The organism is Desulforhopalus vacuolatus, assembly GCF_016918505.1.
In the GTDB taxonomy this organism is placed as follows: domain Bacteria; phylum Desulfobacterota; class Desulfobulbia; order Desulfobulbales; family Desulfocapsaceae; genus Desulforhopalus; species Desulforhopalus vacuolatus.
Genome location: NZ_JAFFPZ010000001.1, coordinates 222,040 through 234,261, shown reverse-complemented (window position 1 = coordinate 234,261; position 12,222 = coordinate 222,040). Strand labels below are relative to the sequence as shown.

The window sequence follows — 12,222 nt, the reverse complement described above, 5'->3', positions numbered from 1 at the left end:
GGAACCACGAATGGACACGAATAAACACGAATTATTACTGAAAAAACCATAAGAGAATGCCCTTGTGGTTGAATTCGGTCTGTTATTTGCTTTGAGGTAATTGATGTTTTCCGTGGTAGCAAACTGCATGAGACCTCTGGCAATGTATTGTTTCTGCTTATCGGCCCATAAGGAGCAGGGTCTGTTCTCATGCTCCAGGTAAACCACGGAAGACACGGAAAGCACGGAATATGAGAGCGTAAAACGCTCAACCCCGACTTTCGGATGACTCCCAAAGTTGATTAATACTCCTGGTGCACTGTACGGCTTAACTTCGGATACAAACGTTTTCGTTTAATGCGTTGTCCCTGTTCGTGAAAATTCGTGTCCATTCGTGGTTACAAAATGCAAAAGGAATCACGAATGGACACGGATAAACACGAATTATTACTCATTTGTCATCGCCAAAAAAGATGTCTACGCAGTCGCGTTCTCTGGTCAATACAAAGTGTAAATGATATTACACCTTCTCTCCTGGAAAGAAAAGCAGCCTCAAACGATACCCCTGGTGAGTCGGGCGGCGAAGAAGCCGTCAATTTCTTCCTGTGGCAGCGGGGCGAAGAAGTTGCCGCGGGTGAGTTCCCTGGCGCTCTGCGGCAGAATGGAGGCTGCGTCGGTGAGATGAAATTCGGGATGACCGGCAAGAAACAAATTCACCACTTCCTCATTTTCCTCTGCTTCGGTGGAGCAGGTGGCATAGACCAGCACGGCGTTGTCGGCAGCAAAGAGCGCTGCGCGGCTGAGGAGGGCGAGCTGCTGCTCCTGCCAGGCGACAAATTCCTCCGGACGACGGTTCCAGCGAATGTCCGGCTGACGGCCGAGAACGCCGAGACCGCTGCATGGCGCATCGACCAGAAGGCGTTCGCAGGGGGGCAGGGAGTGTGGGTCAAGGGTGAGCAAATCGGCGGTGTACAACGTGAGGCGCGGGCTGGCGAGGGCCTGCAGTTTTTCCGCTCGGAAGGGTTCCGGTTCTACGGCGTGGACAGTGCTCTCAGGAAAAAGCTGAAGGAGGTGGCCGGTCTTGCCGCCCAGCCCGGCACAGGCATCAAGGCAGGTGGTAGCCGTAAAGGGAGCAAGAAGGTGGCTGGCAAGCTGCGCTGCCTGGTCCTGCACCTGGAAGAGGCCGTCTGTATAGCCGGGAAGCTCTTCCACTACCGCGCCGTTGGGGATCAGGAGGGCGTCTGGTGAAAATTGGCCGGGACGGTTGGTGATACCCTCTCCGGTGAGCTGAGCGGCGTAGCTGTCGCGGTCAATCTTACTGCTGTTGATGCGCAGGGTAAGCAGCGGCAGGGCGTTGTCGACGGTGCATATCTCTCTGGTTTTTTCTTCACCGAGGCGTTTGCGCCAGCGGTCAGTGAGCCATTGCGGATGGTTGAGGATGATTTGCCCGCTGTCGTCTGTCAGCATCTTCTCCTGCAGCTCTTCCTGACGGCGCACGGCGGAGCGCAGTACTCCGTTGACAAAACCCTGCAGTCGTTTTGGCACCGGTGGTTTGCGCTTTGCCCGGCAGCTGTTCACCGCCTCGTTCACCGCTGCCGATTCGGGGATGCGGTCGAGAAAGAGAAGTTGGTAGAGCCCCACGGTGAGGACCGTGTGCAGAAAGGGATCAATCTTCTTCAGCGGAGTGGAGGAGAGCAGGGAGAGTGCGCGGTCGAGGTTCTGGCGATGGCGCAGAACACCGTATACCAGCTCCCGGCACAGGCCGCGGTCCCGTGTGGTGAGACGGGCGTGGGCGGTGAGCCGGTCAAAGATGGCCTTTACTGACTGGCGGGAGGCGAAGAGCTGAGTGAGAATTTCTGCGGCGATGAAACGGGGGGATTTTTCGGCCATGCATGGCTCCTGTGAATGAAAGGGAATTTGAAGTGGAGAAATAACAGATCTGCGGGGATTTGCAAGCGGCAATCTGTCTTTCCGTGGACAGCTCCGGCGCGGCCTGCTATTCTCCTGAATCGCTCCTTAAAAATTCTGCAGGGATACCTCCATGAAATATTTTACCCTTTTTTTCACCTGTTTCATTCTCATCTCTTCCACCGCCGGTGCCTGGACTCTTGAGGACGTGCATGAGCGAGATATCCTGCGCTGCGGAGTGAGCGCCGACAGTCCCGGTTTTTCCCGGGTGGATGACTCCGGGACGTGGGTCGGACTGGATGTGGATATCTGCCGGGCAGTGGCGGCTGCCGTGCTTGGTGATGCCGGGAAAGTGAAATTTCTCCCTCTTGGGGAGAACAGCGCGATGACCGCGCTGCTCTCCGATCGTATTGATCTCTTTGCCGGGCATGGCGAGTCGTGGAATTTCACGAGAGACACGGCGCTGGCGGTCGATTTTACCGGCATATCCTACTATGATGAGCAGGGGCTGGCAGCGGATTTCAGAGAGGATGAAGTGGAACTGGGGGATCTGAAGAATGTTATGCTCTGTCTGCCGGAGGGAAAACACGGTCAACGGGTGCATACTCTGCTGGAGCAGCAGAACATCCCCTGGCATGATGTCTCCTTTGATACGGAGGAGGCAGCGGTGGAGGGTTTTCTTGATGGTCGCTGTAATCTCATCTCCCGGCCTTTTTCTCAACTGGAGGCTCTGGTTCTTGAGCGCGAACATGGTGAACGGGCGGTGATCCTGCCGGATTCCCTTGGCCGGGTGGCTTTCGGGCCTGTAGTACGTCAGGGAGACGATGTGTGGTTTGATATAGTTCGCTGGTCGCTTTTTGCCATGATTGACGCCGAAGATCTTGGTCTCAACTCGAAAAATGCTGAACAGATGATGCGCAGTGCGCGGCCGGAAATTCGTCGTTTCTTCGGTATTGACGGAGACGGTATGAAAAGCGGCGGGCTGACCGCTGGCTGGACGGTTCGGATTGTTCGCCAGGTGGGCAACTACGGGGAGAGCTTTGAGCGCAGTCTCGGGGAAGGATCTTCACTGAAACTGGAGCGCGGCAGGAACAGACTGTGGAAAGACGGCGGGCTGATCTATGCGCCACCAGTCGAATAAGGTTCCGGAGAGAAAGGATAAAAAAAAGAGGGACAGCGCATGACACGCTGTCCCTCTTTTTTTTGTTTTCCCTGTGGGGAAAGGGCAGAGGCCGGTACCGGCCTCTGCCTGCAGGAAGAGAGTCTTTACAGTTCAACGAAGCTGTCGAAGAGTCCGTCGTCTTCCTCAATTTTTTTACGGTTGCCTATAATGGCGCGGTGGGGAAAGCTCATCAGTTCCTCAAAGGCCGGGGCGAAGGCACGCATCTGCGCCACGTTTGTATCGAGTGCCTCACTAAGCCGCCGGGATTTGAACTCCGGAGTGATCCCGCTGAGATATTCGTTGCGGGCTGTGGCCCCTTTTGCAGCGGGGCTCTGGTGTGGATCGAGTGTGCCGCAGGTCCCGGTGATGAGCTGGCGCAGTCCCTCGCTGGACAGATCCAGATCGGCAACAGCCTGCGGGATGGCGGCGTAGGCGTCATAGGTTTTTCTTACCTGCGGGTCGCGATAACTGATCAAACAGATGTTGCCGGTGATGAAGGAGAACTGGCTGAAACAGCCGTAGGCTCCGCCCATCTGGCGTACGGTGTTCCACAGATAGTCGCGGTTGAGCCAGGTTTTCAGCACCTCGAAACTGCCATTGTAGCCTTCGCCGTTCTCCAGCAGATTGCCGCCCAGACCGGCAAAGACGACCTCTGCAGCAGTGATAAAGGCCTCGTGGGTGGGCAGCCGCAGGCCGGGCAGTTCTACAGGGGAACCCATGGGCAGGTTGCCGAGGGCTGTGGTGAGGTTTTTGCCGATGTCGGCAAAGCGGGCCACTTCTTCCTCTTCCCCGGTGACCGAAAGGAGAAGATTATCGCGGTTAAAGAGCAGGCGGGCAGTTTCCCCGAGGATGTGGAGAAAGTGCTCCTCGTGTTCACCGTAGTTTTTCGCCAGCTCCTTCAGTGAAAAGTAAGAGCTTGCTCCGTTGACAAGTTCATTACAGCGTCCGGCGGGGGAGAGGTGAGAGAAAATACGCGAAGTGGCAATACTGTAGCCCTCGCTCTGCACCGAGTGCTCCGTCCAGGTGAACTCCCGGCTGACAATGTCACGGATGCGGGCGCGGTCGGCAAGGGAGAGCGAGGAGAAGACTTCTGCCATCAGTGTTACCGCCGGTTCAAGGTAGAGGGGCAGGGCCTTGAGATGGAACCAGAGCACTGGCAGCATCTCTTTTTCACCTCTCTTTCCGTAGCAGGAAAAGCTGTGGTCAAAGGCTCCGGTGGTGGTTGCCAGTTCTTTGGCAAACTTCTGAAAGCCGAGTCGTTCCGTACCGATCTCGCAGGCGATGGTGGCGAAGAGGTTGAGATATTTCAACTGCTCCGCGTTCAAGGCTGAGGTGTTGAAACCGGCGTTAATATAACTGATGTGGTTGGTCGGCAGCTGGCTGACCAGTACCTCCTGACCAAACATTTCGGTGGGCAGAACGCTGTGGTACTTCACCTTTTGAGGCATGTCAGCCAGACTGAGAGCGGGCAGCAGGGCAAGAGTCTCGGCGCTGTTGGGTTCAAGCTGCAGAGCGGTGAGTTCGGCGGTGCGGGCGAGACGTCGCTCCTTCTCGGCTGTATCGGCCTCTTTGTTGCTCTTCTCCAGCCAGTCTTGTTCGGTGGTATTGTCCTCCTGCAGTTTTTTCGGATCCGGCTTGAGGACAACGGTTACCGTAGCGGGGTTGTCAAGCAGGTGGCGACGGATAAGCTCTTCAAAATATCCCTCTTCAAGTGCCTTGCGCCGCAATTCGGCAAGGATGTTTTCGCTTTCAAGAAAATCCAGAGGTTCGCCGCCGTATTTAAGGCCGTTGAGCGCCTTGTTGATCAGTCCCAGGCCGCGTTGGGCGTTGGAAGCTTCCTCACGGAAGCCGAATTCAAATTTGTTCAGCTCGGCAGTCACCAGCTCGCGGTCGAGTTTCTCTTCAGTAATCCTGCGCAGGGTCTCATCGTAGAGCTTGATGAACGTTTCCCGATGCTCTGCTTCACTGCCGACGAGGTAGGTAACCATCAGGGTATGGATGCAGTCGGTGGCGAGAAAAAGACCACCGAAGTCTTTGCAGACACCGCTTTCAATAATGGCATTTTTCAATGGTGAGGCATCGGAATTGTACAGAATATTGGCGATTACCTGGAAGGCCATGTTTTCTGTACGGTCGAGAATAGAGCCGACACTGGTTCCCACGGCGAGGAAGGTTTTACTGGAGAGATCAGTACCGTCGACGGCATAACCGGCTTCCACGGTGACGGGTTTGTTGATCAGCGTTCCCTCTTCTATTTTTGCAGGTTCCTGCTTCTCTTTAAAATGAGAAAGGAAACGGTCCTGCAGGAAAGTAAGTTCTTCTTCAAGGGGGGCGTTTCCATAAAGGAAAAAGATGCTGTTGGAGGGGTGATAGTGGCGCTTGTGGAAGGCGACAAAATCCTCGTAGGTAAGATCTGGAATACAGCGAGGATCACCACCGGATTCGTGGGCCCAGGTGGAGCCGGGCATGAGATTCTTGTATATATTAAAGAAAAGGTGGCGGATGGGGTCGGAGAAGGCACCCTTCATTTCATTATAGACTACACCCTGAAATTGCAGAGGCTGTCCTTTCTCCGCGTGGTAGTGCCATCCCTCCTGCTCAAAGGTGGTGGGAGCGAGGAGTGGATGGAAGACGACGTCACAGTAGACATCCATGATATTGAAATACTCTTTCAGATTGCGGGTGGCGAAGGGGTAGAAGGTGACGTCACTCCCGGTCATGGCGTTGAGAAAAGTGGTGGTGCTGCCCTTGTTAATTTCACCGAAGACATCTTTCACGGGATATTTTTCGCTGCCCATCAAAACGGAGTGTTCAAGGATATGAGCGACACCGGTGGAGTCGGTAGGGATAGTGTTGAAGGCGGTGGTGAAGGTCTTGTTATTGTCGTCGTTTTTAATCGCCAGCAGCGGACAGCCGAGGAGGTCGTGGGTGAAGAGATAAACATCGGAATCAATCTCATCAATGTGGCGAAATTCTTTCAGGGTGAAACCCGCGCAGCTGCTGCCGACGGCGGTGGAAACGGTCATAATTGCTCCTGTAAGTGGGATATGGGATGGTTGGAAGAATAAGAGATAACAAAAAATCGATTATTCAAGGTGCCCGGTGTCAAGAAGAAGGGTGACCGGGCCGTCATTGATCAGCTCAACCTTCATATTGGCGCCAAATACGCCACAGGCTGTGGAGATTCCTGCATGCCTGATCTCCTCAATAAATCTTTCATAAAGCGGTTCTGCATGGGAAGGCATCGCGGCCGCGGAAAACCCCGGCCGCCGCCCTTTACGGCAGTCGCCGTAAAGCGTGAATTGGGAGACTATAAGCATTTCCCCTGCAATGTCTTTAAGGGAGAGATTCATTTTTTTCTTCTCATCCTCAAAAATACGTAAATTCAAAGACTTCTCCGTAAGCCATTGCAGTTCCCGCTCTCCGTCTGTGCCGTGAATTCCGAGCAGCAGGAGGATTCCCCTGCCAATAGCTCCCACCTCTCTGTCGTTGATACGAACCGCTGCCCGTTCGACCCGTTGAATGACTGCTTTCATAAAATTTTCCTGATATTTTGTTAGGGATAATAAGCAGTTGCTTTGTTATAATACCTTATGGAAGGTGTTTGAATGAATTCTCTCCCTTCCATAAGACCCTTTACCTGAATCAGAAGAAAATTCCAATGATTCCTCTCTTCAGAGAAAATATGTATGGTATGGGAATTTCGGGGTTCCCTCTTTTTTTTCACACCCCGAAAAAAATATTGGAGGAAGCATCATGTGGAAGCAGGGAGCAGCTGTGCTGGCCGCGATGGCCGTTTTCACCGCCGGTTCCGTTTTTGCGGGCGGAGCAGTAAAGGAAAAGGTCCTCAAAATGACAACCACCACTGACGTCGAGGCCTCGGGGCTCTTTGATGAACTGCTGCCGAAATTCAAGGCGGACAGCGGAATTGTAGTAAAGTTGTCTGTCAAAGATGACGCGGCGGTACTGCAGGACTGCAGAGACGGCAGGACAGATATCATCTTTTCCCAGGATAAGACCGGGGAGAAAAGACTGGTTCTGGAGAATTTTGGAACCATGCGTTATCCGGTCATGCACAGCGACTATATCATCGTCGGTCCGAAGAATGATCCGGCAGGAATCAAGGGAATACAGAGTGTCACTGAGGCGCTGGCGAAGATTGCTGAAAAACATTCCACCTTTGCCTCCTGCGGGGATAACAGTGGAACCCATATAAGGGAGCAGATGCTGTGGAAGGAGTCCAGCGTGAAACTGGTTGAGCGTAAGACTCAGTTTATTGAGAAAGGGAAACTGAAAAAGGTTGACTATGTGGCACCTGAAGATGCCGAGGCATGGTATCGCACTGTCGGCCGGGGGATGGCTGAAACGCTCTCCTTTGCGGAAGAAAAACAGGCCTGCACTCTATCCGATCGTGATACGTATGTGAGATTTCGCTACGGTCAGGAGCCACCGCTTGACCTTGAAGTACTCTGTGAGGGAGATGCGCTTCTTGAGCGTTCCTGGGGGCTCGTGCCGGTCAATTCAAGCAAATTCCCTGGAGTGCACAATGCTCTTGCCATGGAATTTGTGCAATGGATCTCTTCTCCAAAGGGACAGGAACTCATCAGTAATTTCACCCTGGCGGGTATTCGGCTTTTTACTCCCGATGCGGAACCTGTGAAGTAATACCGTTTACATTTTGTATTGGCGGATTCAAAGACAGGGATGGAAAAAGGGAGACGGGAGACAGGAGACAGGAGACAGGAGACAGGAGACAGGGAAAAGCAAAAGACGGAACAGCGAAAAACTTTTTGCCAAAGGAAAGCTCTAAATATACGAATAAAGGTAAAAAATCTTAAAAAAAGATGTCCACGCAGTCGCGTTCTGTGGTCAGTAAAAAACGTCTCCAGCTCCGCCGTGCGGGGCAGGGTGGATTCCACCGGTAAAACGCCGAAGCAGGAAGAGGCCGTCCGGGAATTCCGGACGGCCTCTTCTTATTGTATACCGGGTATTCAAGTACTCTGCTGTGAAGCGCTTTTTTCTAGAGTTCGCTGTTCTGTCTGATGTCGGCAGTCTGCCACATATTATTCAACCACGCGTCGAAAATGCGCTGCTGTTTGACACTGAGCAGGCTCGATTTATACAGCTCGATCTCCGGTGCGTCTTCCGGCATGGCGGGCCGGTCCCGCCGGGTGAGCTGGAAATCGTACCATTTACCAGTCGCAATGTCTCTCACCGGGGCGGACGGCAGTGGTTCGGAAAGGGAGAGCGTGAAACAGTCTGACAAAAGAGCAGCGGGGAAGATGTTGTCGTTGTGCTTCGGATCGCGCCCCATCAGGCCTGACTCTTCAATCTTGAGACCTTTTGCCTGTGCCGCTTTGTCAAGGCCCTCTTTGCGGCCTGCAGTGAGCAGCTCTTCGGCAGCTGTTTTGGCAAGTTCTTCAGCTTTTTCCTTCCGCCAGTCCTCTTCCACAAGGTTGCGGACAGTGGTAAGGGCGGGAATTTCCGGAGCCTTCACATCTTCCACATAAAAGATGGCATAGCCAGTATCACCCTTTACCAGAGAACTGAGTTCCCCCCTGCCGAGATCAAAACTCTTTTGCAGAAAGGCCGGATCCTCAGTGATGTCAGCAGGTGCGGTGTCGCGGGTGATAAATTCGCTCTTTTTAAAATTGGCCGAGGAATTTTTATCCGCATACCTGTCCAGGCTGCCGGTGGCCAGGATTCCTTCGTAGGTCTCGTTGGCAAGCTGGAAGGCGAGGGACTGTGCTTCTTTCTGCTGGAGCCGGGAGATGATCTGCTCCTTCACGTCAGCGAAGGGCAGCACTCTGCCCGGTTTGATATCATGAACCACAAAGATGTTATAGGAGGAAGGCGTTTTCACCACCGGGCTCACTTCATTCTGCTGTAATCCAAAGACGGTGCTGTCAAGGAAGGGAATCTGTCCCCTGCTCACCGAACCGAGCCTGCCGCCTTGTTCCGCAGAGGGATTGTCGGAATACTGTTTTGCGAGGGCTGCGAAATTCGCTCCTTCTTCGGCCGCCATGGAACGCACTTCTTCAGCCTTTTTCAGCTTCTCTGCCAGCTGGGCTTCACTTTCACTGCCGTTAAAAGAAAACTGAATGGTGGCGATGGAGCGCGTCTCAGGTACGGTGAACTCTTTTGTGTAATCCTCGTAGTATTTCTTTGCCTGCCCATCATCGATATTGACCTGATCCGCGACATCGCTGTAGAGGAAGGTTGCGTAACGAAATCTGGATTCGGGAGCGGATTTGTAGTTGTCCTGATTCTTCTTATACCAGGCAGCAAGCTGCTTCTCACTGACGGTTACTTTGTCGATGAAATCCGCAGGGGTAAAAGAGACGAACTGTACGGCAATCTTCTCATTGTACTGGCTGTAGAGGTTCTGGAGTTCCCACTGGCTGTTGATGGTGGCAAAATTCTGAATGGCGTTTACCACCAGAAGTGACAAATGGTCAACGCGCATTTTTTTCTCAAAAACGGTGGGAGTCATCCGGTTGGCGGCAAGAACCTTCTTATATCGTTTCATGTCAAACACTCCACCCACGAGGAAAGCTGGCTGAGATTCAACGGCTTTGCGGAGTTCCTCGTTGCTTACGACAATTCCCATCTGCTGTGCACCCTGACGAAGCAGAGTATCGCGGATAAGCTGATTGGCCACCTGTCCCTTGAGATTGACTTGTTCTGCAAAATTTTTGGGCATATTACCCGAAAATTTTTGACTGAGGAGATCGGCAGCCTTGTTGTACGCCTTATTATATTCTATTATAGAAATACCCTGACCATTAATCGTGAGCGGTGTTCGGTTACCGGAGAGAAGATCGGCACCGAATCCCCAGAAGACGAAAACGAGGACAATAATCCCAACTATAATTTGAATAACAGTAGAGTTCTTTTTGTTTCGAATAGCCTGCAGCATGGCGCGTTCCACTTCTGAAATGTTGAAGAGTTGGGGGGGGATCTTCTCCCCTGCTTTCACATGATAACCCGTTCGATTTACTCTGTATGTGCTTCCTTCGCAAGGGAAAACAGGAATTTACGGCGGAGGGGGAGGGAAGGTTATGGGAAGTTTAAATATTTGTTGAAAAAATAGATCAGGGGGAGTACAAATCTTCATTAGTAAATGATTTGCCATTTATTGGTGAGCCGAATGTGCTATGGTTTCTTTCCAATACTGTTTTGGACGTAGCCGGATGCAGTTAACCAAAAAAATCTAGGAGGTTACAATGCCGACAATTGAACACAACGCAAGCAGCTTTGAAGTTGATGAAGATGGATTCCTGCTCAAAGGTGATGATTTTAATCAGGACTGGGTTCAATATGTTCAGAGTGTAGAGGGAATTCCCGAGTTGACTGACGAACACAAAAAAGTGATCGATGCTCTTCAGGAATACTACAAGAAAAACGGTATTGCACCGATGGTACGTATTCTTTCCAAAACCACCGGATTCCCGCTCAAACGTATCTATGAACTGTTCCCCTCTGGACCTGGCAAGGGAGCATGTAAAATGGCTGGTCTGCCTAAACCTACTGGTTGTGTCTAATTTTTCAGACGCGATTATGCAGTAATGCGATGGGGGTTGAACCGAAAGGTTCAACCCCCATTTTTTTTTGCCCCTGCTCTCTCCCCGAGAGTATCACTTCCGGAGAGAAAAAGGACGAAGCTGACAGAAAGGTGCAGTACAAAAAAAAAGACGTTACGGAATATTTCCGTAACGTCTTTATATAAATGGTGGAGCTGATCGGGATCGAACCGACGACCTCTTGACTGCCAGTCAAGCGCTCTCCCAGCTGAGCTACAGCCCCTTCCAAACAATTATTCGTTCAAAAGAGAAGATATCATTACCAGCCTTTCCGGATCGTGTCAACAAAAAAACAGTTTCTGGAAAGGCCCGGGGATACTATCTTGCTAATCTCGGATTGAACTGGTATTATTTTTCGTTTCACATATGCGGATATTGCCCGTGGAGAAATACTGTGTGAAAATTTACCCGTGATGGCCCCTTTCTAACATCAGAGTGCTCTAAAGAGGATCTCTTTTCATGTTTTCACCATTACAATCATTGTTTGGCTGGTTTTCCAACGACCTCGCTATTGACCTGGGAACTGCGAATACCGTTGTTTATGTCAAGGGAAAGGGAATTGTGCTTCGTGAACCCTCTGTGGTGGCTATCCGTCAGGATGGGCGAATGAGCAAAGTCCTGGCCGTCGGACAGGAAGCAAAGATGATGCTTGGAAAAACCCCCGGCAACATTCAGGCCATTCGTCCCATGCGGGATGGTGTTATTGCCGACTTTGATGTCACTGAGGCCATGCTTCGTTACTTCATCAAAAAAGCACACAACCGCCGTACTTTCGTCCATCCCCGTATTATCATCTCTGTTCCTTCAGGTATTACCCAGGTGGAAAAACGGGCGGTAAAAGAGTCCGCCATATCTGCTGGAGCCCGTGAAGTTTATCTTATCGAAGAACCTATGGCTGCGGCCATCGGCGCGGGGTTGCCGATTACTGAACCGACAGCATCAATGATTATTGATATCGGTGGTGGCACTACTGAGGTGGCAATCATTTCCCTGAAAGGTATTGTCTATGCCAAATCAGTGCGGGTGGCCGGTGACAAAATGGATGAGGCTCTTCTGCAGTATGTCAAACGCCAGCATAATCTGGCCATTGGTGAGCGTACCTCCGAGTTGATCAAGATAACCATCGGTAACGTCATGCCGGAAGAGCCTTTTGAAACCATGGACATCAAGGGACGCAACCTCGGGACAGGTATACCTATGACTCTGCAGATTTCCTCTGGTGAGATCCAGGCTGCTATCAGCGAACAGGTGGATGTGATTGTTGAAGCTGTCCGAGTTGCACTGGAAGTAACCCCGCCGGAACTGGCCGCCGACATCGTCGATAATGGTATCGTCCTTACGGGTGGCGGCGCGTTGCTGAAAAATTTCGATAAACGTCTTGCCGAAGAGACCGGTATGCCGATTATCATTGCTGATGATCCCCTCTCATCAGTGGTTACAGGTTGCGGCTACGCCCTGGACAACTTCGATATTCTTCGTGAAATCGCCATTGATTAATGGGTTTTCGGCGGTTTTTTCAACCCGAATCCGGAATGTAATCTGCAGTGAAACGTAATCCAAAACGAAGCTCCCGGACACAGAAACGCTCCC

At 51.9% G+C, this 12,222-nt stretch carries 8 protein-coding genes and 1 tRNA gene; 4 read left to right on the top strand and 5 right to left on the bottom strand.

The window, feature by feature from the left end; genetic code table 11:
• Positions 1-531: 531 nt before the first annotated feature.
• A complete protein-coding gene (gene rsmB, locus JWG39_RS00920) occupies positions 532-1,869 on the bottom strand; it encodes a 16S rRNA (cytosine(967)-C(5))-methyltransferase RsmB (protein WP_205217459.1) in 1,338 nt (445 codons plus the stop codon).
• Between the two features lie 151 nt (positions 1,870-2,020).
• On the opposite strand from rsmB, the gene JWG39_RS00915 reads away from it, so the two are divergent.
• Positions 2,021-3,028, top strand: coding sequence for a transporter substrate-binding domain-containing protein (locus JWG39_RS00915; RefSeq protein ID WP_205217458.1), 1,008 nt, complete (start codon positions 2,021-2,023; stop codon positions 3,026-3,028).
• A 125-nt stretch (positions 3,029-3,153) separates the two neighbouring features.
• Here JWG39_RS00915 and JWG39_RS00910 read toward each other — a convergent pair whose 3' ends face one another.
• Both JWG39_RS00910 and dtd read right to left on the bottom strand, forming a co-directional pair.
• The gene (locus tag JWG39_RS00910; RefSeq protein WP_205217457.1) at positions 3,154-6,075 is read right to left on the bottom strand and encodes an insulinase family protein; all 2,922 of its coding nucleotides are present in this window, start codon (positions 6,073-6,075) and stop codon (positions 3,154-3,156) included.
• Between the two features lie 60 nt (positions 6,076-6,135).
• Complete coding sequence (gene dtd, locus JWG39_RS00905; protein ID WP_205217456.1) at positions 6,136-6,585, bottom strand: D-aminoacyl-tRNA deacylase; 450 nt, start codon at positions 6,583-6,585, stop codon at positions 6,136-6,138.
• A gap of 220 nt (positions 6,586-6,805) precedes the next feature.
• On the opposite strand from dtd, the gene JWG39_RS00900 reads away from it, so the two are divergent.
• On the top strand, positions 6,806-7,714 hold the full coding sequence (locus tag JWG39_RS00900; protein ID WP_205217455.1) for an ABC transporter substrate-binding protein: 909 nt from the start codon (positions 6,806-6,808) through the stop codon (positions 7,712-7,714).
• A 355-nt stretch (positions 7,715-8,069) separates the two neighbouring features.
• Here the strand turns inward: JWG39_RS00900 and JWG39_RS00895 are convergent, their stop codons facing one another.
• Entirely contained in the window at positions 8,070-9,968 is a 1,899-nt protein-coding gene (locus JWG39_RS00895; RefSeq protein ID WP_205217454.1) for a SurA N-terminal domain-containing protein, read from the bottom strand.
• A gap of 307 nt (positions 9,969-10,275) precedes the next feature.
• Between JWG39_RS00895 and JWG39_RS00890 the strand changes: the two genes are divergently transcribed.
• On the top strand, positions 10,276-10,593 hold the full coding sequence (locus tag JWG39_RS00890; protein ID WP_205217453.1) for a TusE/DsrC/DsvC family sulfur relay protein: 318 nt from the start codon (positions 10,276-10,278) through the stop codon (positions 10,591-10,593).
• A gap of 186 nt (positions 10,594-10,779) precedes the next feature.
• Here the strand turns inward: JWG39_RS00890 and JWG39_RS00885 are convergent.
• Positions 10,780-10,855: transfer RNA gene (locus JWG39_RS00885), tRNA-Ala, on the bottom strand.
• A gap of 236 nt (positions 10,856-11,091) precedes the next feature.
• Here JWG39_RS00885 and JWG39_RS00880 point away from each other — a divergent pair.
• Positions 11,092-12,129, top strand: a complete 1,038-nt coding sequence (locus JWG39_RS00880) for a rod shape-determining protein (RefSeq protein ID WP_205217452.1) — start codon at positions 11,092-11,094, stop codon at positions 12,127-12,129.
• Positions 12,130-12,222: the final 93 nt, after the last annotated feature.